Annotated in this window: 23 protein-coding genes; 11 read left to right on the top strand and 12 right to left on the bottom strand. The window is 69.1% G+C overall.

The features are described from left to right. Positions 1–172 precede the first annotated feature (172 nt). The gene (locus QM597_RS06125) at positions 173–1,792 is read right to left on the bottom strand and encodes a sigma-70 family RNA polymerase sigma factor (protein ID WP_415003985.1); all 1,620 of its coding nucleotides are present in this window, start codon (positions 1,790–1,792) and stop codon (positions 173–175) included. Positions 1,793–2,081: 289 nt separating this feature from the next. Here QM597_RS06125 and QM597_RS06120 point away from each other — a divergent pair, with 289 nt between their 5' ends. From QM597_RS06120 to rsrA, 4 genes are all read left to right on the top strand, one after another. Next, positions 2,082–2,747, top strand: coding sequence for a hypothetical protein (locus tag QM597_RS06120; RefSeq protein ID WP_415003984.1), 666 nt, complete (start codon positions 2,082–2,084; stop codon positions 2,745–2,747). Positions 2,748–2,911: 164 nt separating this feature from the next. Continuing rightward, the gene (locus tag QM597_RS06115; protein WP_415003983.1) at positions 2,912–3,649 is read left to right on the top strand and encodes an SOS response-associated peptidase; all 738 of its coding nucleotides are present in this window, start codon (positions 2,912–2,914) and stop codon (positions 3,647–3,649) included. 111 nt (positions 3,650–3,760) lie between these two features. Then, the gene (locus tag QM597_RS06110; protein ID WP_415003982.1) at positions 3,761–4,381 is read left to right on the top strand and encodes a sigma-70 family RNA polymerase sigma factor; all 621 of its coding nucleotides are present in this window, start codon (positions 3,761–3,763) and stop codon (positions 4,379–4,381) included. Then, entirely contained in the window at positions 4,378–4,683 is a 306-nt protein-coding gene (gene rsrA, locus QM597_RS06105; RefSeq protein ID WP_415003981.1) for a mycothiol system anti-sigma-R factor, read from the top strand. The genes QM597_RS06110 and rsrA overlap by 4 nt, the downstream gene beginning before the upstream one ends. 6 nt (positions 4,684–4,689) lie before the next feature. Here rsrA and QM597_RS06100 read toward each other — a convergent pair whose 3' ends face one another. Continuing rightward, the gene (locus tag QM597_RS06100) at positions 4,690–5,163 is read right to left on the bottom strand and encodes a MarR family winged helix-turn-helix transcriptional regulator (protein WP_415003980.1); all 474 of its coding nucleotides are present in this window, start codon (positions 5,161–5,163) and stop codon (positions 4,690–4,692) included. A gap of 74 nt (positions 5,164–5,237) precedes the next feature. On the opposite strand from QM597_RS06100, the gene QM597_RS06095 reads away from it, so the two are divergent. Beyond that, positions 5,238–6,689, top strand: coding sequence for an MFS transporter (locus tag QM597_RS06095; protein ID WP_415003979.1), 1,452 nt, complete (start codon positions 5,238–5,240; stop codon positions 6,687–6,689). A 229-nt stretch (positions 6,690–6,918) separates the two neighbouring features. Here the strand turns inward: QM597_RS06095 and QM597_RS06090 are convergent, their stop codons facing one another. From QM597_RS06090 to QM597_RS06060, 7 genes are read right to left on the bottom strand one after another with little or no spacing between them, the layout of a single operon-like run. Next, complete coding sequence (locus QM597_RS06090; protein ID WP_369797015.1) at positions 6,919–6,993, bottom strand: 50S ribosomal protein bL37; 75 nt, start codon at positions 6,991–6,993, stop codon at positions 6,919–6,921. Between the two features lie 28 nt (positions 6,994–7,021). Next, the gene (locus QM597_RS06085) at positions 7,022–7,384 is read right to left on the bottom strand and encodes a thioesterase family protein (protein ID WP_415003978.1); all 363 of its coding nucleotides are present in this window, start codon (positions 7,382–7,384) and stop codon (positions 7,022–7,024) included. A gap of 31 nt (positions 7,385–7,415) precedes the next feature. Next, positions 7,416–9,158 (bottom strand): ABC transporter ATP-binding protein, encoded by a 1,743-nt coding sequence (locus QM597_RS06080; protein ID WP_415003977.1) that lies wholly within the window; start codon positions 9,156–9,158, stop codon positions 7,416–7,418. Then, entirely contained in the window at positions 9,155–10,840 is a 1,686-nt protein-coding gene (locus tag QM597_RS06075) for an ABC transporter transmembrane domain-containing protein (RefSeq protein ID WP_415003976.1), read from the bottom strand. Before QM597_RS06075 ends, QM597_RS06080 begins: the two co-directional genes overlap by 4 nt. 13 nt (positions 10,841–10,853) lie before the next feature. Beyond that, on the bottom strand, positions 10,854–11,639 hold the full coding sequence (locus QM597_RS06070; protein ID WP_415003975.1) for an ABC transporter ATP-binding protein: 786 nt from the start codon (positions 11,637–11,639) through the stop codon (positions 10,854–10,856). Beyond that, the gene (locus QM597_RS06065; RefSeq protein ID WP_415003974.1) at positions 11,629–12,687 is read right to left on the bottom strand and encodes a FecCD family ABC transporter permease; all 1,059 of its coding nucleotides are present in this window, start codon (positions 12,685–12,687) and stop codon (positions 11,629–11,631) included. The genes QM597_RS06070 and QM597_RS06065 overlap by 11 nt, the downstream gene beginning before the upstream one ends. Next, a complete protein-coding gene (locus QM597_RS06060) occupies positions 12,684–13,694 on the bottom strand; it encodes a FecCD family ABC transporter permease (protein WP_415003973.1) in 1,011 nt (336 codons plus the stop codon). Before QM597_RS06060 ends, QM597_RS06065 begins: the two co-directional genes overlap by 4 nt. 120 nt (positions 13,695–13,814) lie before the next feature. Here QM597_RS06060 and QM597_RS06055 point away from each other — a divergent pair, with 120 nt between their 5' ends. Next, positions 13,815–14,759, top strand: coding sequence for an ABC transporter substrate-binding protein (locus QM597_RS06055; RefSeq protein WP_415003972.1), 945 nt, complete (start codon positions 13,815–13,817; stop codon positions 14,757–14,759). After that, on the top strand, positions 14,756–15,628 hold the full coding sequence (locus tag QM597_RS06050) for a siderophore-interacting protein (RefSeq protein ID WP_415003971.1): 873 nt from the start codon (positions 14,756–14,758) through the stop codon (positions 15,626–15,628). The genes QM597_RS06055 and QM597_RS06050 overlap by 4 nt, the downstream gene beginning before the upstream one ends. Before the next feature lie 188 nt (positions 15,629–15,816). Here the strand turns inward: QM597_RS06050 and QM597_RS06045 are convergent, their stop codons facing one another. Further along, the gene (locus QM597_RS06045) at positions 15,817–17,472 is read right to left on the bottom strand and encodes an acetolactate synthase (protein WP_415003970.1); all 1,656 of its coding nucleotides are present in this window, start codon (positions 17,470–17,472) and stop codon (positions 15,817–15,819) included. A gap of 475 nt (positions 17,473–17,947) precedes the next feature. On the opposite strand from QM597_RS06045, the gene QM597_RS06040 reads away from it, so the two are divergent. After that, on the top strand, positions 17,948–18,121 hold the full coding sequence (locus tag QM597_RS06040; RefSeq protein ID WP_415003969.1) for a hypothetical protein: 174 nt from the start codon (positions 17,948–17,950) through the stop codon (positions 18,119–18,121). A 409-nt stretch (positions 18,122–18,530) separates the two neighbouring features. On the opposite strand, the gene QM597_RS06035 is transcribed toward QM597_RS06040, so the two are convergent. Beyond that, a complete protein-coding gene (locus QM597_RS06035; RefSeq protein ID WP_415003968.1) occupies positions 18,531–19,460 on the bottom strand; it encodes a DUF2785 domain-containing protein in 930 nt (309 codons plus the stop codon). A 24-nt stretch (positions 19,461–19,484) separates the two neighbouring features. Between QM597_RS06035 and QM597_RS06030 the strand changes: the two genes are divergently transcribed. Beyond that, positions 19,485–20,924, top strand: a complete 1,440-nt coding sequence (locus QM597_RS06030; protein ID WP_415003967.1) for a sensor histidine kinase — start codon at positions 19,485–19,487, stop codon at positions 20,922–20,924. Positions 20,925–21,033: 109 nt separating this feature from the next. On the opposite strand, the gene QM597_RS06025 is transcribed toward QM597_RS06030, so the two are convergent. Then, complete coding sequence (locus QM597_RS06025; RefSeq protein WP_229051518.1) at positions 21,034–21,285, bottom strand: WhiB family transcriptional regulator; 252 nt, start codon at positions 21,283–21,285, stop codon at positions 21,034–21,036. Between the two features lie 409 nt (positions 21,286–21,694). Here QM597_RS06025 and QM597_RS06020 point away from each other — a divergent pair, with 409 nt between their 5' ends. Together QM597_RS06020 and QM597_RS06015 are read left to right on the top strand one after the other, a co-directional pair. Then, positions 21,695–22,129: a hypothetical protein gene (locus tag QM597_RS06020; protein WP_415003966.1), complete on the top strand. Its 435-nt coding sequence runs from the start codon at positions 21,695–21,697 to the stop codon at positions 22,127–22,129. 195 nt (positions 22,130–22,324) lie between these two features. Beyond that, on the top strand, positions 22,325–22,926 hold a 602-nt coding region (locus QM597_RS06015), incomplete at its 3' end, for an NAD(P)-dependent malic enzyme (protein WP_415003965.1).

Here is a 22,926-nt window from a genome sequence, read left to right as displayed (position 1 = left end):
GCAGCAAGGCAGCAGCCCGAAACAGGTCCCTACGCCCGTCCCCAGGCTCGCTCACCCGCCGATGGCCTATAGATCAGCGATTCCCTAGCCATCGTGCCCCCGATCCCTGAGGTGCGAGCGAGGAACGAGCGAGCCTCGAAGGGACCTGTCGTAGGCGAGAGGCCGGCCGCCCTCACAGGAATCCGAGGATCGACGGACTGGTGAACGAGACGGTGTCGTTGGCGGGATTCGGGTCCTCGTCGGCGCGGATCGTGAGACTGCCCGTCGGCTGCACGCCCACGATGGTCAGGCGTATCGATGTGTCGTGGCCGGCGGGAACGGTGGTGGTGCAGGTCAGCGAACTGACCCACTGCTCCGGGCTGGCCGAGCAGGTCCAGCCCGAGCCGACGGACCGGAACTGCACCTGGCGGGTGAACGTGACCTGCACCGAGACGTACCGGTCGGCCGGCACCCCGCCGGTGGTCGTTCCGGTGATCGGGACCGTCAGGGTGCGTTGTAGGGCGGCACGGTCGTTGACGATGCCGACGGAACCGACGGCGAAGTCGGTGCCGACGACCCGCGGCGGTTCCGGTGTCGGTTCGGGAACCTCCGGCTCGCTCGACGCCGTCGGCTCGGGCGTCGGGTCTGCGGTGGGGGGCATCGTGTCGGTCGGCTCCGGCGACGGACTCGGGCCGGGGGTCGGCGCGCTGGTCTCGGGGCCGGGCGTGTCGAGGATGCGGATGCCGTCGTCGGTGGGTGCGGAGGACGGATCGACCAGCGTCTCCAGGGCGGCCGGATCGGGGGTGTGCGGGCTGACCAGGTTGGCGGTCGTGGCGACCACGCCGACGGTGGTGACTCCCGCGAGTGCGGCCGTGGCGACGGCCGCCGGAGCTGACCCGGCCAGGGCCGTGCCGCCCGCGCGGGCGGTCTCGGCGAGCACGGACTTCGCCGAGAAGGCCATGCTCGCTGCGGTGCTCGCGCCCACCAGGCCGACCGTGCTCGCGGTGGCCGCAGCGCCGAGGTAGCCGGTGGCCGCCGAGCCGAGCAGCGCAGGACCGAGGATGCCTGCGAGGTTCGTGTTGACTTCGCGCAGTTCTAGGTACAAGCCGGTGCAGCGCGCGCATTCGTCCAGGTGGGTCTCGACCTTGCGGGTGTCGCGGGCGGCAAGGCCGTGGCGGACGTAGGAGCCGAGTTTGCCGGTGGTCTCGCGGCACTCGTTGTCGAGCGTGGGGGCCAGATGCTGTTGCAGGTAGGCCCGGCGCAGGCCCTCGCGGGCGCGGTAGGCCAAGGCGGAGACACTGTTGGGTGCCATGTCGAGCAGCGGCGCGATCTCGGCGGGACTCTGCCCCTCGACGTCCAGATGCCACAAGACCAGCTGCCAGCGCTCGGGCAGAGAACGGAAAGCCTCGCCGGCCGCACCGCGTTCGAATTGCATCGTGGCCGGATCGACGAACTCCACCGCGCGGTCGAGTTCGTTCTCGTCGTCGGTGGAGCGCTCGCGCGAGGACGAACGGATCGCGTCGATGTGCAGGCGGCGGATCGCGGTCAGCAGGTAGGCGCGGAACGCCTCGTCGGGGCCGCCGCCGCGTTGCAGCACGCCGAGCACCTTGATGAAGGCCTCCGAGACGAGATCGTCCGCGCCGCTGCCGCTGATGAGCTGGCGGGCGAGCCGCTGGGCCGCGTCGCGGTGCCGCTCGAAGAGGGTGCCGTAGGCCTCGGTGTCGCCGGCGCGGACGGCGGCGATCAGCGTCGCGTCGCTCACGGCCGGACCGGCCGCCGCGTCCTCGGCGAACGCGGAGATCGTCACAGACATGTCCCTCCTCCCGAACATGTGCCAGTAGGTGAACCCGGTCCCTGAGATGCGAACTTGTGAGCCTCGAAGGGACCTGTCAGCGCAGGCTTTGTCCTTCGAGGCCCCTCCTTCGTCGGGGCACCTCAGGACTCGGCTCGCTCGTTCTTCGCTCGCACCTCAGCCAGCGGAACTACTCACGGAATCTCTAACGACGGGGAGGCGAAAAAGTTTGCCGAACTCGCGTCATAGACCGGCATCTCAGCCGTTTCCTGCCTGAAGAGTACACGAGCCAGGAGATAGGGAGGGCGTGATGATCGACTTCGATAGCGCCACCGCTGCCCTGGCCCGCGCGGTTCACGACGGCCCCGGAGCGCCCCTGACGGACGCTGCACTCGAGGTGGGAGCGAGTGCAGCGTCCCAGGGCATCGGGCTCGTCGAGGCCATTGACGCGGTCGCGGGGCTGTACTCCGACCGCGAGCCGCCGTTCGCGGCGGTCCGGGCGGTGACACAAGCGTGGACAGGGAGCGCTCCGCAGTTCGTCACCGGCACGGATTGTCACGACCCGCTCACGGCATTGGCCTCTTCGGCGCACCTGCGCACCCGGCTCGACGACCTGTACCGGCAGGCGGTGTTTCGCGGCGGTGAGGAGCCCGCCGCGACGCACGTGCTGGTGGTCGTCGAGCTGGGGTGCCAGGCAGGTTCGTGTGGGCACGGACTGGAGGCGGCGCTATCGGGCCTGGAGGTCGCGCACGCCCTGACGGTGGCTTTCCCCGCGCACGAGACGGTCGCGGGGTTGACGCAGGTGCGCTTTGCGGCGCTGACCCGGCAGGAGGACGCCGATCGGCTCGGACTGACCCTGCTGAGCAGGGTGCTGGCCGAGACGCTGACCGGTCAGCCCGAGCCACGGGTCTGGGTCGAGCGACTGCCACGTGACGAGGCTGCGGTCACCTGGTTGCTGTCGCGCCTGACCGAGTAGCGGTTCGCGTTCGGGCGGCCTACACGCCTTCGAGGTTCTGCAGGTAGGTCCGCTGGCTGAGGTGCGCCCTTCGAGGCCCGTCGCAAGCTCCTCGCACCTCAGGACCCGCGAGGAACGAGCGTGCCTCGAAGCCTGCCACCGCAGGGGCGTGGCAGGCTGGGGGCGTGTGCGGCCGATACGCCCATTCCCGGACTGCCCAGCAGTTGACCGACGACTTCGCGGCGACGCTCGGCGCGAGTGCCGCGCTGATAGAGGCGGACTACAACATGGCCCCTACGAAGCGGGCACCGCTGATCGTCGCCCGCCGCGCGAGCGATTCGGGTGCCACCGCCCGCGAGTTGCAGACGGCGCACTGGGGCCTGGTGCCGTCGTGGGCCGCCGACCCGGCCGTCGGCAGCCGGGCCATCAATGCGCGCTCCGAAACTGCCCACGAGAAACCGACCTTCCGGGAGGCCTTCGCGCGGCGCCGGGCGGTGATCCCCCTCGACGGGTTCTACGAGTGGTACCAGCCGCCATCGGCGGGCATAGGGCCGCTGCCACCGAAGCAGCCGTTCTTCATCTCCTCGCGCACGCCCGACGGCATCGGCGACGGGCTGGGCGTCGCCGGCCTGTACGAGTTCTGGCGGCCTGCTGCGGGAGGTGACTGGCTGGCGACCTTCACCATCCTGACGACAGCCGCGCGGGGCGAGGACGGACGCCTGCACGACCGTGCGCCGTGGATCGTCCCGCCCGAGCACGTCGACGCCTGGCTCGACCCGGCACCGTACGCCCCCGAGGAGTTGTTCGCGCTCTTGGTGCCGGCCACGCCCGGCCGCCTGCACACGTGGCCCGTCTCGACCGCTGTCAACCACGTCCGCAACAACGGCCCCGATCTCGTCCGGCCGCTCGCCGCGACCTCCTGAACGGCGGGGAATAGCGCCCGATCCGGAGGCGTTGTCCGTGGCGAAGGAGGCCACATGTCTGTCTGTGCCGCACCGGAGCGTCCCACGTCGAGGGCTGTACGCTCGGGGCCAATGGATGACATCGACCGCACGGCCGACACGGCCAGTGCCGACGAGACCCCCGGCCAGCGTCAAGTGCGGTTCGAGGCCGACGCCCTGCCGTTCCTCGACCAGCTGTACTCGGCCGCACTGCGTATGACCCGCAACCCCGCCGACGCCGAGGATCTCGTGCAGGAGACCTACGCGAAGGCGTTCTCGTCGTTCCACCAGTTCAAGCCGGGCACCAACCTCAAGGCATGGATGTACCGCATCCTCACCAATACCTACATCAACTCCTACCGCAAGAAGCAGCGTCAGCCGCAGCAGGTCAGCGAGGACATCGAGGACTGGCAGATCGCGGCGGCGGCCGCGCACACCTCGACGGGGTTGAAGTCCGCCGAGATGGAGGCGTTGGAGCACCTGCCCGACTCCGACGTCAAACAGGCGTTGCAGGCGCTGCCGGAGGACTTCCGCTACGCGGTCTACCTGGCCGACGTGGAGGGCTTCCCGTACAAGGAGATCGCCGAGATCATGGACACGCCCATCGGCACGGTCATGTCGCGGCTGCATCGCGGCCGGCGTCAGTTGCGCGAACTGTTGGCCGACTACGCCCGCGAGCGGGGCATGGTCGTCGCCTCTGGGGAGGCGAAATGACGAACTGCGACGGACCCGGCTGCGGCGATGCCCTCCAGAACCTGTACCTGTTCATCGATCACGAGATGGACGATGCCTCGTGCGAGGAGATCCGGGCGCATATCGACGGCTGCTCGGAGTGCCTGTCCGAATACGACCTGGAACGTCTGGTCAAGTCGCTCGTGTCACGCTCGTGTGGTGAGGTGGCACCCGAGCCGCTGCGGCAAAAGGTGTTGAGTTCGATCCGTCAGGTTCAGGTCGAGATCGCCGACGGCATCCGTGTCACCCGCACGACCATTACCGAAACCCGCATCATCGAGTAGGTCTGGTCAACTCGGGCGGGGGGAGCCGGATCCCGCACTCTGTGACAGCGCGTTCTCGTAGGCCTCGATGAAGCGCGCGAAGGTGTCCGGAAAGGCTTCCCGCTCGGCCGCCGGAAGGTCTTGCAGTGCGGAGTCGAGAAGTCCGAGTTGCCACGTCAGATCTTCGCGGAACAGTTCAGCGCCCTGATCGGTGGCCGCCAGTGAATACGCCGAGCCGCGCGATTCGCGGTAGCGGTGCAGGAGGCCGGCCTTGATCGCGGCATTGACCTGGCGGTTCACGGTCGACTGCTCCAGGCCGAGGTGCTCGGCAACATCGCGCAGGGTCAGCGTCCTGTCCTGCATGACGAGCCACATGAGTCGCTGCTCGGCCCGGCCGAGCCTGGCACCGGTATCGATCTCGCGGCGGACCCGATCATATTTGGCAAACGGTGTGACGAGCGCCCACGCGGGCGACCGGGTCAGGGCTGTGATGGACGTCATGGGGGACTCGTTTCGTCGAATCGAGGAAGTGTATGTAGCATACATAATATCTCATCGTCTGAAAGCCGAGTTCTATGTCTTCTTCCTCGTCGGACCCCGCAGAGGTCCAGTTCCGTTTCTCACCCCCGTTCATCGTCGTGGTGCTGTGCCTGGGAAGTCTGTGCGGTGCCCTCATGCAGTCCCTCGTCATCCCGATCCAAAGCGAACTGCCCGAACTGCTGCACACCGAGCCGGGCAACGCCTCGTGGGCCGTCACGGCCACCCTGCTGGCCGCAGCAGTGACGATGCCCGTGACCGGCCGCCTTGCCGACATGTACGGGAAGAAGAAGATCCTTGTCGTGTCGGCGGCCGTGCTGATCGTCGGCTCGGCGAGCGCTGCGTTGTCGAGTTCGCTCGCCCCGTTCCTCATCGGTCGTGCCCTTCAGGGTGCCGCGATGGGCTACATTCCCGTCGCGATCAGCATGGTCCGCGAGATTGCGACGCCCGAACGCCGTGCGGGGGCTGTCGCGGCGGTCAGTGCGACGCTCGGCGTGGGCGGCGCGCTGGGCCTGCCTCTTTCGGCGTGGATCGCCGAGGCATTCTCGTGGCACGGCTTGTTCTGGCTGTCGACGGGACTCGCGATCCTGGTGTTCGTCGCCACGCTCGTCGTCGTGCCGAATGTGCGTGACGCCCACCCCGCCCACATCGACGTGATCGGCATCCTCGGTCTGGCCGTGGGTCTGTCCGGCGCGCTCATCGGCGTCAGCAAGGGATCGGAGTGGGGCTGGAGCGACGGCCGGACGCTGACCGGCATCATCGGCGGCGTCCTGGTGCTGCTCGTGTGGGGCTGGTACCAGTTGCGTCACCACGACCCCCTCGTCGATCTGCGCACGACCGCTCGCCGTCCCGTCCTGTTCACGAACCTGGCCGCGCTGCTCATCGGTTTCGGGATGATGGCGCAGATGATCGTGCTGCCCCAACTGCTCGAAATGCCTGAGGCCACCGGCTTCGGACTCGGGCAGTCGATCCTCCAGGCGGGACTGTGGATGGCCCCCGGTGGCCTGGCGATGATGCTCTTCGCGCCGGTGTCGAGCAAGCTCATCAATACGATCGGCGCGCGCGTCACCTTGGCGATTGGTGCGCTAGTCATCAGCCTCGGCTACGTCGTCGCCCTCGAACTCATGGATGCGCCGTGGCAACTCATGGTCTCGGCGATGATCGCCTCGGCCGGCGTCGGCATCGGCTATGCGGCCATGCCCACCCTGATCCTCGACAACGTGCCCGAGTCGGAGTCCGGTTCGAGCGTCGGCGTCAACGGACTCATGCGATCGGTCGGCACGACGATCGCGGGAGCCGTCATGGCGGCGATCATGACCAGCCGCACGACCGCTCTGGGTAGCGGTGTCGAGATCCCGAGCCTCGAAGCCTTCGAGATCTGCCTCGTCGTCGGTGCCGTCGCGGCGTTGGCCGGTGCGCTGATCGCGTTGCTCGTGCCTTCCCAGCGACGCACGGATCAGGTTCCGCAGATAGGCGGAGCCGGTCATTGAGGTGCGCCCTTCGAGGCTGCTCCTTCGTCGCAACATCTCAGGACCCGGCTCGCTCGTTCTTCGCGGGCCCTGAGGTGCGAGGAGCTTGCGACGAGCCTCGAAGGGGCACCTCAGCCAGCGGACTTATCTGCGGAATCTCCTTAGCCCTTGACGACTGACCCTCCTCGCCGACCGATCCTCCGGTCGCACCGACGACGAAACCCCCTGCTGAAGCAGGGGGTTTCGTGTCTCAAGCGTTGGGGCGCTTGCCGTGGTTCGCGCCCTTCTTGCGACGCGCGCGGCGCTTGCGGCCGGTTTTGCCCATGATGGGTCCTCCTCGAAGAATCGACGCCCTATGGTCGCACACGACCCACGCGGGCCACGAATCGCTCTCGATCCACGATGGCCCGCGTGACGGTGCCGCTGGCCAGGAGCGTGTCTGCGTCACGGGCCTCGACGGCGAAGACGGCGGTCCGGTCGCTGCGCTCGGTCACTGTGGCGCTCACCCGGACCGTCGCGCCGACGGGGGAGGGAGCGAGGTGGCACACGTCGACGTGTGTGCCGACGCTGGTCTGGGTCTCGGGCAGCGCGAGCGCGGCGCAGGTGGCCGCTTCGCACCAGGCGATGAGGACCGGCGTGCCCAGTACCTCCAGGTCGCCGCTGCCCACCGCGCGGGCGGTGTCCTCGGGGGTGACGATGTGCGTCAAGTTGGACATGGACCCAGCCTAGGAGACGCGGAACGAGGGTTCAGGTGCCGGACCAGGCCCGCCACAGCGCCGCATACGGGCCGCCGGCGGTCACGAGTTCGTCGTGGCTTCCGTACTCGACGATCCGGCCGCCGTCCATCACCGCGATCCGGTCCGCGCGCTGCGCCTGCGTGAGGCGATGAGCCACGACCAGAGCCGTGCGCCCTCGCATGATCCGACCGGCAGCCTCCTCCAGCTCGCGCGCCCCGGCCGACCCCGCCTCCGCAGTGGCCTCGTCCAGCACTACGACCGCAGGATCCTGCACCACGATGCGTGCGAGCGCGATCTGCTGGACTCGGGCGCTGGTCAGTGTGGTGCCGACCGCGCCCAAGGGGGTATCCAGACCGTCGGCCAACTCGGCCGCCCACGTCGCCCCGGCGAGGTTCAGTGCCGCCCACAGTCGAGCGTCGTCGGCCTCCGGATCGGCCAGGGTCAGATTGTCGCGCAGCGTTCCGGAGAAGGTGTGTACCTCCTGGCTGACCACGGCGACATGACGGCGCACTGTGCGAGGCGTCAGGTCGGCCAACCGGGCACCGGCCAGTAGGGCGCCGCCGGAAGTCGGTGTTACCCGGCCGGCCACGATCTGCGCCAGCGTTGACTTGCCGGCACCGCTGGCACCGACCACGGCGATCCGTTCGCCCGGTTCGATCACGAGGTCGACCCCGTGCACGACCGGGGTGCCGGATTCCCATTCGTGTCCGATACCGCGCAATTCGATTCGCGCGGGTCCCGGCAACTCGCCGGCCCTGTCCTCGGCGGCCGGCAGCAGCGCCACGCCCGCGAGCCGCTTCAGCGAGGCTCCCGCAGACTGGATGTCATCGAAGACCCTCAGCACCGCGCCGACCGGATTGAACAGCCGGTGGAAGTACAGAGCCGCAGCGGTGGCGGCACCGACCGTCGCCAGGTCGTTGCGTACCAGCCAGAAGCCCGTCGTCACGATGACGAGCACGCCGATCGCCTCGGCGCGATTGGTGCGTGCGCCGTAGCGCAGCAGCATGTCCAAGGTGTTCAGTGACAGCTCGCGGGCGGCGGCCGACGTCCGTTCGACCTCGCCGACAGCCTGTTCCTCGCGCCCGAACGCCCGGATCGTCGAGGCATGCTCAAGGGTGGACATCAGCGCCTCGGCCCGCTCGCCCTGCGCGATGCGTTCACGCCGATAGAGCGGACCCGAACGCGGCAGGTACCAGCGCAGCCCCAGCACGTAGCCCGGCACGGTGAACAGTCCGGCCACGCCGAAACGCCAGTCGAGACCGAACAGGCCGCCCGCCGTGAACAGGATCGCCATGAGCGAGGTCAGCAGCAGCGGCACGGACTCGTCGAGCGCGTCGGTCACGGTGCGTACGTCGTCACCGACACGCGCCATGACATCGCCCGTACCGGCCTGTTCGAGGCGGCTTGCGTCCAGGTGCAGCGCCCGGTCCAGCACCTCCTCGCGCAGGTGGGCCAGGGCCGGGATCGTGGCCTGGGCCAGCGCGCCAACCGCCAGCGCGGCCGCGACGGCACCCACCGTCGCAGCGAGCACGACCGCCAGTACCGGCATGACGAGATCGTCGGAGTCGCCCCCGGCGCGGACGCGGTCGACGATCTCGCCCAGGGCGCGCGGGGCGACGATGCCCGCAGCGCCTGCGCATAGAAAGCCAGTCGCCGACAAGGCCGCCGCAACGCGCTGACGGCCCACCAGCCGGGCCAGGAGCGCCGTGGTCTGGCGTCCGTCGGCCACCGGTAACAGTTCGCGGGTGGTCATCGCAGCACCTCGGCTCGGTAGCGGGCATCGTCGTGCAGCACCTGATGTGGAGCGACCCGGGCCACCTGGCCGTCGCGGATCCAGATCACCAGATCGGCCGCGGCCAGCAGGTTCGGTGAGGTCGTCACCACGAGCGTCGCGGTCTCCTGATCGCGCCGGACCCGCAGCCCGGCGGCGATGCGCTGCTCGGTGACCGCATCGATGGCCGTCGTGGGATCACGCAGCACCAGCACGGGGGGAGCGGCCGCGAGGGCACGGGCGAGGGTCAGACGCTGACGCTGGCCGCCGGACAGACTGCTGCCGCCCGTGCGCACCGCATGGTCCAGTCCGTCGGCATGGGCCTGGACGACGTCGTGGGCCGCCGAGGCGGTCAGCACCGCCGTGAGAGACGCCTCGTCGAGCAGTCCGTCGGGGTCGATCGCGCTGCGGATCGTGCCCTCCGGCGGGGTGGCCTCGTGAGGAACGACCAGCAGGGTGGCACGGCGGTCGTCGCGGGCCAGGTCGCGCAGGTCCACGCCACCGAGGATCACCGAACCGGCCTCGGGCGTGCGTGAGCCGTCCAGGAGATCGATCAGGGTGTCGGCGCTGCGGGGGTCGTCGGCCGCGACCGCGATGAGCTGGCCCGGCCCGCACGACAGCGACACCGCATCCAGCCCGTCGGCGCTGACGGCGTCGAATCTCAGGTCCAGTGGCACACCGGGCGGCAGCCGTTCGGGGCCGTCGAGCACTATTGCCGGGCTGGACAGCGCGCTGTGCAGCCGCTGTGCCGAGGCCCGGCTCGCCGCGAACTGGGCGGACAGATCGCCCAGCGCCGAGATCGGCTCGGCGAGGAACTGGGTGAGGCCCACGACCGCGACTAGTTGCCCGAGTGTGAGGTCGCCGTCGATCGCGCGCGTGCCGGCCAGCCACGCCACCAGCGCGAGGAACAGCCCCGAGACCAGGGTCGTCAGGCCCGACATGTACCCCCAGGAACGCGCCGTGACGATGCTGGAATGCCGGGCCGCCTGGCTCGCGGCCCGATAGCGATGGCTCGCGGTCTCCTCGGCTCCGATGCCCTTGATCGGCCGCAGACCCGCGATCAGGTCGCCGGCCAGGGCGGCCACCCGCGCGACCGCAGCCTGCTCGCGCCCCGTGCGCCGGGCCACGACCGGCGCGACGATCTGGGTGACGGCCACCGTCACCGGCAGGCCGAAGAGGATCACCAGAGCGAGGGTCACGTCGACGCTGGCGAGGTAGACGGCGGCGGCAGAGACCGTCACGAGCGAGGCGATGGTGAAGCCGACCTGACGAACCAGCACCGCGACCTTGTCGGCATCGGCCGTGGCCAGTGACAGCCATTCGCCGGGGAGGCGGCGGTCGCGCTGGAGGGTGATCGCGTGGCGGGCCACCTCGACCCGGATCTGGTGCGACTCGGTCTGTAGGGCGCGGATCATCCTGCGCGCGCCCCAGCGGTAGCCGTAACTCAGGCACACGAATACTGCGGTGAGGGCGGCGCACGCCAGCAGGAACGGGCCGAGTTCACCGGTCTCCACGCCCACGTCGATGGCGACGCCGATCACCACCGGCACGAGGGCCTCGCACAACTGCCAGGTGACGATCAGCGGGATGCCGCCGGCCACGAGGCGGCGGTGACGGGTGATCGGCCCGGACAGGATCTGCCGGGCGGAGCGGGGTTCGGGCATGGCAGAGCCTTGCTCAGGCATGCCCGACCGGGGCGACCGTCGGGTGCCCGTCCTCGGGATCGGCGAACACGCGCGCGTTCAGCCCGAATACGTCGTCGAGTAACTCGCTGGTCAGTACCTCGGCAGGCGGTCCCTCGGCGTACACCCGGCCACGTTTCATTACCACGAGATGGTCACTATAGCGCGCGGCGAGCGACAGGTCATGGACGACCATGACCACGGTCCGCCCCGACGAACGGCGCAGGTCGACGACCAGGTCGAGCACCTCGACGGCATGGGCGAGGTCCAGGTGGGTGGTCGGCTCGTCGAGCACCAGCAGGTTGGTGCGCTGGGCCAACGCCATCGCGATCCAGGCGCGTTGCCGTTGGCCGCCGGACAACTCGTCGAGGTCGCGCTCGGCCAGGTCGCTCAGCCCGGTGTCGGCCAGCGCTTCGGTCACGATCGAGTCGTCCTCGCGCGACCACGGGCGGTACCACGGTTGATGTGGTTGCCGCCCGCGCATGACGAGATCACGTACCGTCAGGCCCTCCGGAGCGGTGGGATTCTGCGGCAGTAGCGCCACGGACTGGGCTAACTCACGCAGTCGCATCGACGTGACGGGCCGGCCGTCGAGCGTGATCTCGCCGGTACTGGCCGGGAGGAGCCGCACCAGTGTGCGCAGCAGTGTCGACTTACCGCAGCCGTTGGGGCCGATGATCGACGTGATGCGCCCAGGCGGGAGAACCAGGTCGACGTCGCGCACGATGGTGGTGCGGCCGTAGCCGGACGAGACGCCGCAGGCGATGAGCTCAGTGGACAACAGAGGCCCTCCGTTGGTGTCGGATCAGCAGGTAGAGCAGGAACGGCGCGCCGATGATCGGTGTCACCACGCCGGTGGACAAGGTGACCCAGAGGTGTTGGGCGGCGAGGTCGGCTACCAGCATGACGGTCGCACCCACGATGGCTGCGGCCAGCGGCGGCGGGCCAGCGGTGCCGAAGATGCGCATCGCCGCCTGCGGGGCGAGGAAGGCCACGAAGGCGATTGGCCCGGCTGCGGCGGTCGCGATAGCCACCAGGGCGATGGCGACGAACAAGGCCGTCGCTTCGGTGCGCCCCGCTGCTGTGCCGAGCGAGGTGGCGACGTCGCGCCCCAACCGAAGGGCGTGCAGGTCGCGCGTCAGGACCAGGCACGCGCCGACGCCGAGCGCTAGGACGACGGCGAGCATCGGCAGATCGTCGTGGTCGATCCGCTGGATGCCGCCGACGAGCCATTGCGTTGCGACGGCGGCGTCGTTGACCTCGGCACGGGCCAATAGCCAGGTGATCGCGGAGACCGCCACGGCGTTGACTCCCAGGCCTACGAGGATCAGTCGCAGCGCTTCGTAGCCACCGCGCCACGCCAGCGCCATGATGATCCCGGTCGAGACGAACGCACCGAGGAATGCCGCTGCGGAGATCCTGTCGCCGGTGAACGACAGCCACCCGAGCAGACTCGGTTGGGTCAGGGCGATCACCGCGCCGAGGCTCGCGCCGATGGTGACGCCGAGGAGGTCGGGCGTGGCGATGGGATTACGGGTGATGGTCTGCGTCAGCGCGCCGCAGATGCCCAGGAGCGCACCGATCAGCAGCGCGGCCAATGCCCGCATCAGGCGCCGCCCGACGATGTACTGCTCGACGGGTTCGCCTGCCCCGACGAGCGCCGTGAGCGCGCGCCCGGGGGACAGGTCGTACTTGCCGGTCGTCAGGGCCACGAGTAGGGCCGCGAACAGGAGCGTCAGGGTGACTATTAGCCCGACCACGGCTCGCCGGTGGACGACCACGCTGACCGGGCCGAGGCGGACCCCGAGGCGGTTGGGGGGAATGGTCACAGCGGTGCCACCCGCTTACGTCGGGCGATGACGAGCAGCACCGGGGCACCGATGGCGGCGGTGACCAGGCCTGCCTCAAGTTCACCGGTCTTCAGGCTGACCCGGCCGATCGTGTCGGCGACCAGCAGCACCGAAGCGCCGATCAGGCCCGAATACACCACGATCCAGCGGTAGTCGGTGCGGGCCAGCAGGCGTGCCGCGTGCGGGGCCACCAGACCGAGGAACGAGATCGGCCCGCACAGCGCGGTGGCGCTCCCGGCGAGCAGCGTGATCGCGACGATCCCGGTGATGCGCGAGCGCAGGACGTGGTGGCCGAGGCTCTGGGCAACGTCGTCGCCGAGTCCGAGCGCGGTCAGGCTGATCGAGTTGGCCAGCGCTGCCGCCGCGCCGAGGGCAAACAGCGGCAGTAGTGGTCCGAGCAGGTCGAACTCGCGGTTGTCGATGGCGCCGAGTTCCCAGAAGCGCAGTGTGTCGAGTGTCTGGCGGTCGATGAGGATGAGGGCGGTGGTCAGTGCGGCGAGGAGGGAACTGATCGTCGTGCCGAGGACCGCCATGAGCACGACGCCGCCGGTCCGGCCGGCCCCGATACCGAGCACGAGCACGGCGGTGGAGACGATGCCGGCACCGACGAGCGCCACCCCCACGGTGAGCCGGGGGTCGTCCAGGTCGGCGGTGAAGACCGCTAGGGCGATGGCGAAAGTGGCTCCGGCGGTCACGCCGAACAGTCCGGGGTCGGCCAGCGGGTTGCGGGTGTGGCCTTGCATCAGCGCTCCGGCGATGCCCAGGGCCGCGCCGGCGACCAGGCCCAGCCAGGTGCGCGGGGCGCGCTGGGAGGTGATGACGGTGGCGTTGTCGGAGTCGGTGTGCGCGAACAGCGCGCCCCAGATCTCAGCCGGGGTAATGGCGCGGCTGCCGAATGCCAGGCTGGCGATGACTGCTCCGAAGGTGAGCGCACACAGCGTCGTCAGGACCCACCACCGACGTCGGACCGCGCTTCCTGTTCTCACTGGCCTTAGGTTACCCTCGCCTTCGTATCCTGTAACGGGCCACCCCAGGTGGACCGTCGAAACCACTCAAGGAGATCCATGAGATTCCCGTTCCGCTCCCGCTCCCGAGCAGGGCGCGTCATGGCTGTCACGGTCGCGGCGGGCCTGGCGGCCCTCGCGCTGACCGCTTGCGGCAGCGCGTCCGACTCCGATAGCGATGTGCCGATGCGTACCGTCGAGTCGACCTTTACCGGTGAGGACGTCGAGATCCCGGTCAAGCCTGAGCGGGTCGCCGTGCTCTGGCGCACCGGCAGTATCGCGGCCGACCTCGGGGTCAAGCCCGTCGCCACGCTGGAGGGGGAGTTCCTGGAGGAGGAACTCGGCTCGGACGTCTACGCCGACTATGACGACATCCCGACCGTGGGCACCTACGAGGGCGTCGATATCGAGGCCCTGCTGGAGACCGATCCGGATGTCGTGATCGGCATGGACAACGGCGGCCTGTCGATCGACTATGACGAGATCGCCAAGCACGTTCCCGTCGTGATCCTCAAGATCGCCGAGCCGACCGACGTGTGGGCCAACTACCCGGTCGTGGCCGATCTGGTGGGGATGACTTCCGAGTTCGAGTCCAAGCAGGCCGCGCTCGACGCCGAACTTGCCGCGATCAAGAGCGAGTACGGCGACGTTCTCGGCGGTGTGGAGTCGACGTTGTTCGGCGTCCTCGACGGGACGATCTGGGTCGACACCAGCAAGGCGCTGTCGTACCAGCGACTCACCGCAGCGGGCTTCGGCTACAACCCCACCTACACGGCCGATCCGGAGCGGTTCGTCACGGAGTTGGCGCAGGAGAACATTGCCGACCTGTCCAGCCAGGACGTGATCTTCTACGACACGAACTTCGACGGATCGGTGCCCGCCGAGGTGCAGGCAGTGCTTGATTCGGAGTCCTTCCAGCGCCTGCCCGCAGCCCAGAGTGGCAGAGTGTTCCCGTTCACCTCCGGCACCATCTACACGTTCGCCGGGGCCGAGAAGCAAGCGGCCGACCTGCGCGCGGCGGCCGAGAAGGTAGCGTCGAACGCATGAGTGAAACCGTTGGCCCCCGGGCCGATCACGTCGATGTTCCGATAGGGATTCGTGAACTGGAGGTGATCCGGCGCGAGAGCGTCACGCCCAAGATGGTGCGTATCGTCTTCGGCGGGTCCGGGGTCGACGGGTTCATCACGTCGACCCCCGACGAACATGTCAAGCTCGTCTTCCCCGACCCCGACGGCGTGACCCGGCATCCGGTGCAGGCCGCCGACGGCAAGATGCTCGACTGGCCGCGGCCGTTCCCCCCGACCCGTGAGTACACGATCCGCCGGGTCGACCGCGAGGCCGGGGAGATCTGGATGGACTTCGTCGTGCATCCCGGCGGCCTGGCCTCGGACTGGGCGCAGCATGTTAGTCCGGGGGAGACGCTGTGGGTCGCCGGTCCGCGCCCCAGTCATCAGGTCCCGGCGGATTTCGGCTTTCAGATTCTCCTGGCCGATCACACCGCGCTCCCGGCGGTGGCGCGCTGGCTGGAGGAGCTGGACCCGAGCGTGCAGGCCGAGGTGGCGGTGCTGGTGCCCGACGTGGCCGAGGAGCAGCCGCTCGCGGTGCGTGACGGCGTCAACCTCACCTGGTATCACGCCGACGAGGGGGTCGGTGACGACGTTCTGGGCCGTCACCTGGAGCAGGTCGTGCTGCCCGGCGACCGTCACGTCTATCTGTGGGCCGCCGGGGAGGCGGGGCTGCTCAAGCCGGTCCGCCGGTGGGCCAAGGCCCACGGCTTCGCCCGCGGGACCTGTGATGTCGCCGGGTACTGGCGCAAGGGTCGCACCAACGCGGTGCCCACGTCGCGGGCGGTGCAGCTGGCGGCACAGGCGCGCCATGTGCTCGACCACGCCCTCGGCCGCGAACACACCCACTGATCCGGCCCCCTGAGAGTGCTCTTCGCGCTGGTGCTTGACCTTCAGGGATTCGCCGCTCATTGAGGTGCGGAGCGAGGAACGAGCGGAGCCTCGAAATGAGTTGCCGGTGGAGGTCCCTTCGAGGCTCGGCCGCAGGCGGCCTCACACCTCAGGGACCGCTCCTCGCCTCAGGGGCCGGTGTCTGACCTTCAGATGCCGAAGGTGTGACGGGGGTAGGCGGCCTCGACGTCGGTGAGGACGTTGACGAGGTAGGGCACGCCGGAGGCGAAGGCGCGGTCGATGGCCGGGCCGATCTCGTTCGGGTCGGTGACCAGTTCGCCCCCGCCGCCGAGCGCGGTGACGACCTGGTCGTAGCGGGTGCCCGGCGCGAGGTCGGCGGCCACGTCGTAGCCGTAGAGCATCTGCATCGGACCCTTCTCCAGGCCCCACGCGCTGTTGTTGCCGACGATCATCACGACCGGTAGGCGGTGGCGCACCAGCGTGTCGACGTCGATCAGGCTCATGCCCGCCGCGCCGTCGCCGAACAGCAGCACCACCTGGCTCGACGGGCGTGCGATGCGGGCGGCCATCGCCGCGCCGAGGCCCGCGCCGAGGCAGCCGTACGGTCCGGGGTCGAGCCAGCCGCCGGGCCGCTTCGGCTCGACGAACTTGCCCGCGAAGGACACGAAGTCGCCGCCGTCGCCGATGACGACCGCGTCGTCGGCCAGCCGGGGCAGCAGCTCGCCGTAGATACGGGCCGGGTGGATCGGGTCGGCGGTTGCGGTCAGCAGCGCGTTGTCGCGCTCGACGCCCGCAGCCACCTGGGTCTGCAACGCCGCTAGCCACGGCGACCAGTCAGGCTTGGCACCCGCGCTCGCCTGCACACGGCTGAGCACGCCGTCGAGGACCGCCGTCAGATCGCCGGACGCGCTCGCGGCGAGCACGGCGTGGGTCGAGACCTGGCCGGGGGAGTCGGCCAGATGCACGACCTTGGCCGGGGGCGCGCCGTCCTTGCCGCCGAAGACGCCGTAGCCGAGACGGAAGTCGAGCGGCGTGCCGACGACGACCACGAGGTCGGCACCGTTCAGCGCCGCAGACCGGGCCTTGGTGACCAGTTGCGGGTGGCCGCCGGGCACGATGCCGCGCCCCATGCCGTTGGCGATCACCGGCACGCCCGTCTCGGCGACGAAGCGCAGCGCGGCCTCCTCGGCGTGGTCGGCCCACACGTCGGTGCCGAGGATCAGCACCGGCTGGGTGGCCTCGGCCAGCAGCACCGCGACGTGGGCGAGCGCGTCGCCGTCGGGTTCGATTGCCGCCACCGGGCCGACGCTCGCATGACGCGGCGCGACGTCGAAGAACTGGTCCATCGGCACGTCGAGGAAGGTCGGGCCGCGGTGCGACGACCCCGCCGCGCGGAACGCCTTGTCGACGGTCGGGCCGATGTCGGCGGTCGTGTGCGCGGTGGTCGAGGACTTGGAGACGGTCTCGAAGATCGGCGGGTGGTCGAGTTCCTGCAGGCTGCCCTGGCCCCATCGGTTCGCCGGGGCGCGACCGCCGATGACGACCAGCGGCGAGCCTGCGAACTGCGCCTGCGCGACGGGGCTGACGCCGTTGGTGACGCCCGGCCCGGCGGTGAGCACGGCGAGGCCCGGGGTGCGCGTCAGCTTGCCGATGGCTTCGGCCGCGAACACCGCTGACGGCTCGTGCCGCACGTCGATGATCGGCATCGGGGGTTCGGCTTTGACCGCCCCGTCGTACATCGGGAACACGTGGGCCCCCGACAGTGTGAACATCGCCTCGACCCCGTGCGCCCGCGCGACCTCGGTCGCGATCACTCCGCCGTGTACCACCTGCTCATCGCTCATGTGAGGCAGGTTACAGGCCCGCCCGTGTCAAGTCCGGATCTGTCCTCTTTCCCGACAGTAGACATCGACCGGGGGTGGCGTCTGATCGTCATTTCGTCAAGAAGTAAAGGATGCGACAGGGGAAAGTCTGGGACCGATTCTTTTCGGTGCGGTGTGCTGTCTCGGGTGTCCGGGATTTATCGCCGGGATCGTTGTCTTCATTCACCAGCAGAGAAAGAGTCTGGGGACCTCGACGACGCAGGAGAGTGGCGCCACAAGACAGTTCCAAGAGACGAACATCTATATCGAGACGACGACATCCGGGGCCGAGCTGATCCAGGCGTTTCGGCAGCGCCTACCCGCAGCCGTATCAGGTATCTCAGGTATGCGTCTGGCGGGGGTCTCCGTGTCCAGGTTGGGCATGGTGCTCGCCGGTGTTGCTCGGGGCTAAGAACGATGGCGACTTCAAATCGACGTCGCCGAGGGTTCACCCACGGTGGTACGCGCCTATCCGGCAGGCGGCAAGGTGCACTCGGGGGCCGTCGCGGTCGGTTATTCGGTGATCGATGCCCCGTCGGTCATCATCGGCGCTTCTGCTGCGGTGTCTGTCTTCGCCGAATTGCGACAGGTCGTCTGGGAACTGGACAACAATGCGGCGATCCAGGGGTGAGGCATTGATGATTTTTCAGGCTCGACACCTTCCACGGTGTTTCGGAGGCCGGCGAAGTGACCACCAAGACGCAGAAACAGTGGGAGTGCCCTTCGTGCCGAAGGGCGAGGAACTGGTGATGGTTGAGATGTTCCGCGGTTGCCGGGGTGGCTTACAGGTTCCGCCAGTAGGTGAATTCGGTCCCTGAGGTGCGAGCGCAGTACACCTCGAAGGGACCCGCCATCGCAGGCTTCGCCCTTCGAGGCTCGGCCGCAGGCGGCCTCACACCTCAGGGACCGCCCCTCGCACCTCAGGACCCGGCTCCGCTCCTTCCTCGCTCCGCACTGGGGGCACCTCCTGCTTGCGGGGGGACAATGAGCGGCACCGGCCCAAAGTCAGCAGTTCCTTCGAAGGGGCCTTCGCAGGCGCGTCACGGTTGGGGGACGGGGGTGCGGGAGGTGGGGCGGTACAGCCAGGGACTCTCGGCGCGGATCTGGTCGAGCACCGCGAGGATGAGGTCCGCGCGTCCGGCAGGCTGCTCGGCGAACAGTTCGGCGTCCCCGCGCAGGTCGGGGCGCCCCTGCACGCCGAGGGCCAACTGCAGATGCAGCGCCCGCAGGAAGGCCGAGGTGTTGCGCGCCTCCGAGGTCGGCCACTCCGCAGCCAGATGTCCGCGCGTCGGCGGCGGCTGCAGCCCGGCACCCAGCCGTGCTAGCCACGGCTCGACCAGCGAGGTGTCCAGGGCGTTGCGGTGCAGCAGCGTCATCACGGCGTAGGCGAGGCGGTCGTCCTCGCCGTGCCGCCAGACGTAGGTGGTCGGCGCGAGCACCCGGTCGGCGACGACGTCGAGCAGCACCGTCAGCTCCAGCTTGCCGAAGTGCCGGGACCGCGCGAGGGCGGCGAGCAGGTCCGCGCCGTGCGCGATGGCCTGTGCCCACCCCATCTCGGCGATCCAGCCGCGGTGGTCGAACTCGCGTACGTACCAACTGGTCGCGGCATCGCCCCAGGCCAGCACCGACGACGCTGGCATGAGATGGACGTCGTTGTCGCGCCCGACGATCTCGGCGAGCATCAGGGCGCTGTACGAACGGCGGATCACTGACGAATCACCGTTGCGGCCCAGGCCGTAGGCCAGGCCGGACACGATCCCGTCGCCGAGGCCGGTCAGGAGATGGTCGTAGACTCCCCGATGCAACCAGGTGGCGAGCAGCGGATAGGCGAGTTCCTCGCGCAGCCGCGGTTCAGGAGCACCCAGCATCGAGACCAGGTCGGCCGTGAGGTCGCCCAAAGGCCGGTCGGCGGGCACTTCCATGCCCGTCGACCGAATGTTTTGCCAATACGACTCCGACATCGTGTCCATCGTGCCATCTGCTTTGCTGGGCGCGTGAGTCAGTTCGAGGAGAACATGCAGGCGCACGGTGCCACCGAGGCCGCCGACACCCGCCGACTCGCCGCGCTGGTGGAGGACTGGCAGTTGATCGCCGACTTGGCTTTCTCCGATCTGGTGCTGTGGACGCCGTACGGTGACGATGGCGGTGTCCGGGCGGTCGCCCAGGTGCGCCCCACGACCGGTCCCACCTCGCTGCTGGACGACGTGGTCGGCCTGACCCTGGCCACGGGGGCGGCCCCGCGCATCGAACAGGCGCTCGCTAGTGGCGAGACCGTCGAAGGTCTTGTGGAGGAGTTCGGGCGACGGACCCAGTTCGTTCCGGTGCGCTGCGCCCTGGGGCGGGTCATCGCGGTGGTCGAGCGGCGGCGCGAGGCCCCCTGGCTACGCAGTGCCGGTGCCTTGGAGACCGCCTACCTCGAGGCAGCCGACGACCTGCTGGAGATGATCCGCACCGGGCATTTCCCCGAGGAGGTCGAACGATCTTCGCTGGTCGACTCCCTGCGGGTCGGCGACGGCTTCGTGCGCGCCGACGCTCAGGGCCTGGTGCGGTTCGTCAGCCCGAACGCCCTGTCGGCTTACCGCAGGCTCGGCCTGGCCGGCGACCTCGTGGGCACCCGACTCGTCGACATCACCGCCGGCCTCATGGACCGCCGCACGCCGCGCGACGCGGTTCCCGGCCTGCTTGTCGGCACCGACGGTGGGGCCGGGGAGTTGGAGAACGCCTCGGCCTCCCTCCAGGTCCGCCGCATCCCGCTGACCCGCGACAGCGAGCCGGACGGGGCGCTGTTACTGCTGCGCGACGTCACCGAACTGCGGCTGCGTGAACGCGAACTGATGAGCAAGGATGCGACGATCCGAGAAATCCATCACCGGGTCAAGAACAACCTGCAGACTGTCGCCGCGCTGCTGCGCCTCCAGGGGCGCCGCATGTCGACCGACGAGGCACGGCATGCCTTGCAGGAGGCCGAGCGCCGGGTCGGATCCATTGCGCTCGTCCACGAGACCCTGAGCCAGGCCTTCGGTGACGTCGTGGATTTCGACGATATCGCCGACCGGCTGCTGCGCACTGTTTTGGACGTCGCCGGTGACCGCGCGATCACGGCGACGCGTATCGGCTCGTTCGGGCAGATGCCTGGGGAGGTGGCAACGCCGTTGGCGATGGTGCTGACCGAGGTGATCCAGAACGCCGCCGAGCACGCCTTCGGTCCCGAGGGCGGTCAGATCACGGTGGCGGTGAACCGCGTGCGTGGACGGTTGCGGCTGCGGATCAGTGACGACGGAGCCGGGATGCCCGAGGGATTCCGCATCGAGAGTGGCGGCAGCCTCGGGCTGTCCATCGTCAGGACGCTGGTGCAGACCGAACTCGACGGAACGCTGGCCTTCGAGAAGCGTCCGGGCGGCGGAACGACCGTCGTCATCGCCCTCGAGGTATAGCCGAGGTGGTGCTTCCCTCGAGGCTCGTCGCAAGCGCGCACCTCAAGGACCGGGCCACCTGCTGGCGGAATCTCTTACGCGCCTCAGGGACCCGTCGGAGCGCTCACGCTCAGGCGGTGCGGATGCGGGCGCGGGCGTTGCGGCGCTTGAGCGCGCGACGCTCGTCCTCGCTGAGGCCGCCCCAGACTCCGTGGTCCTGACCGGACTCCAAGGCCCAGGCGAGGCACTGGTCGCTGACGTCGCAGCGACGGCACACCAGCTTGGCCTCTTCGATCTGCATGATCGCCGGACCGGTGTTGCCGATGGGGAAGAAGAGCTCCGGGTCCTCGTCGAGACAGGCCGACTTGTGACGCCAATCCATGGCGGATGCTCCTTCCCGACAGGCTCGGGTTATGGTGTCGAATGAACTTCGGGTGCGGTGCGACTCGAAGCGAGATGCCCTCGTGTGAGCGCGCCCGGTCATCATGCTTTCAACAATCCGGGTCCTTGACAAGGATGTAACACGAGCAATCGTGTTCGATCCGTCACATTGGCCCCCCTAAGGGGTTCCGCCAGGAGGTCGCCCCGGTCTTGAGGTGCGAGCGCAGCACACCTCGAAATGACCCACCACAGCAGGCTTCGCCCTTCGAGGCCGTTCGTTCCTCGCGGGTCCTGAGGTGCGAGGAGCTTGCGACGAGCCTCGAAGGGCGCACCTCGGTCGGCGGGTCCATTGGCGCGCCCCTGAACCCCGGTGCGGAGAGGCCGGACGGCCCCGTCCGTAGGCTGGCGCGGTGGAATATTCGTGGCCTGCGGCCGTGCGCCGCCTGTTGCTGATCGCTGCCGTGCTGGTGGGCGTCGAGGCGTTGGCCGTGATCGGCCTCGCGCTCGCCGACCTCGCCTCGCTCGACGGGGGCCGCATCGCCGTCGGTGTTGGCTCTGCACTGTTCCTGCTGCTGTACGGCGGCGCGCAACTCGCGGCCGCAGTGCTGCTGGTGCGCGGGCGCGCCGGTGCGCGCGGTCCCATCGTGGCCAGCCAGCTGGTCCAGCTCGGTATCGCCTGGAGTTTGCGCGGAGTCGACGCCGACGCTCTGGCCGTCAGCGGTCTGCCGTGGATCCTGGCCGCCACAGCGGTGGCCGTCCTTGCCTGCGTGCTGGCCCCGGCGGTGAACCGCGCGATGCTCGCCCGCGAGAGCGCCGCCGAGGCGACCTCCTCCGACGCCGCCTGAGGGCCCGTGAGACGATGGCCGATGGGCATGACCTGCCCCGATGGCGTCCCGCGCCGTTCACCCCGCCCAGGCACGACCTTTCTGAGCGCCGAGCGGCCGTTCGACCCCCTTCTTCATGTCGCACCTGCTCGATGATGGGCGGGATACGACCCCGCCCCTTTCCGCCTGAGTTTCGTAGAGCCGAGTCCCTGACCCATGGATGCCACTGACATCGATATGACAAGCCCCGACCTCGACCCCGAAGATCCGGTCTTTTCGCTGCACCGCGGCGGCAAGATGGAGATTGCCGCGACCGTCCCGCTGAAAGACAAGGACGACCTGTCGCAGTCCTACACGCCGGGCGTGGCGCGCGTCTGTGAGGCGATCCACGCCGATCCGGAACTGTCGCACGACTACACCTGGGTCTCCAACACTGTCGCCGTTGTCACCGACGGCACCGCCGTCCTCGGCCTGGGCGACATCGGCCCGGCCGCCGCGATGCCGGTGATGGAGGGCAAGGCCATCTTGTTCAAGCAGTTCGGCGGCGTCGACTCCATCCCCATTGCCCTCGACACCACAGACGTCGACGAGATCGTGGACACGGTGATTCGGCTGGCTCCGTCCTTCGGCGGCATCAACCTGGAGGACATCTCGGCACCGCGGTGCTTCGAGATCGAGCAGCGGCTGATCGAACGCCTCGATATCCCGGTCTTCCACGACGACCAGCACGGCACCGCTGTGGTGACCCTCGCGGCGCTCATCAACGCCGTCAAGCTGACCGAGCGGGATATGGCCGAGTTGAAGGTCGTCATCTCCGG

The sequence above is a fragment of the Aeromicrobium sp. genome, from assembly GCF_047607065.1.
GTDB lineage: Bacteria > Actinomycetota > Actinomycetes > Propionibacteriales > Nocardioidaceae > Aeromicrobium.
This window is presented reverse-complemented; position numbering and strand designations above follow the sequence as displayed.

Coding starts and splice junctions, on each gene's coding strand:
- QM597_RS06100 (WP_415003980.1), bottom strand. CDS start 5,163: ATGACGTCCATCACAGCCCTGACCCGGTCGCCCGCGTGGGCGCTCGTC.
- QM597_RS06075 (WP_415003976.1), bottom strand. CDS start 10,840: ATGCCCGAACCCCGCTCCGCCCGGCAGATCCTGTCCGGGCCGATCACC.
- QM597_RS06120 (WP_415003984.1), top strand. CDS start 2,082: ATGATCGACTTCGATAGCGCCACCGCTGCCCTGGCCCGCGCGGTTCAC.
- QM597_RS06110 (WP_415003982.1), top strand. CDS start 3,761: ATGGATGACATCGACCGCACGGCCGACACGGCCAGTGCCGACGAGACC.
- QM597_RS06080 (WP_415003977.1), bottom strand. CDS start 9,158: ATGACCACCCGCGAACTGTTACCGGTGGCCGACGGACGCCAGACCACG.
- QM597_RS06125 (WP_415003985.1), bottom strand. CDS start 1,792: ATGTCTGTGACGATCTCCGCGTTCGCCGAGGACGCGGCGGCCGGTCCG.
- QM597_RS06050 (WP_415003971.1), top strand. CDS start 14,756: ATGAGTGAAACCGTTGGCCCCCGGGCCGATCACGTCGATGTTCCGATA.
- QM597_RS06095 (WP_415003979.1), top strand. CDS start 5,238: ATGTCTTCTTCCTCGTCGGACCCCGCAGAGGTCCAGTTCCGTTTCTCA.
- QM597_RS06055 (WP_415003972.1), top strand. CDS start 13,815: ATGGCTGTCACGGTCGCGGCGGGCCTGGCGGCCCTCGCGCTGACCGCT.
- rsrA (WP_415003981.1), top strand. CDS start 4,378: ATGACGAACTGCGACGGACCCGGCTGCGGCGATGCCCTCCAGAACCTG.
- QM597_RS06085 (WP_415003978.1), bottom strand. CDS start 7,384: ATGTCCAACTTGACGCACATCGTCACCCCCGAGGACACCGCCCGCGCG.
- QM597_RS06045 (WP_415003970.1), bottom strand. CDS start 17,472: ATGAGCGATGAGCAGGTGGTACACGGCGGAGTGATCGCGACCGAGGTC.
- QM597_RS06025 (WP_229051518.1), bottom strand. CDS start 21,285: ATGGATTGGCGTCACAAGTCGGCCTGTCTCGACGAGGACCCGGAGCTC.
- QM597_RS06035 (WP_415003968.1), bottom strand. CDS start 19,460: ATGGACACGATGTCGGAGTCGTATTGGCAAAACATTCGGTCGACGGGC.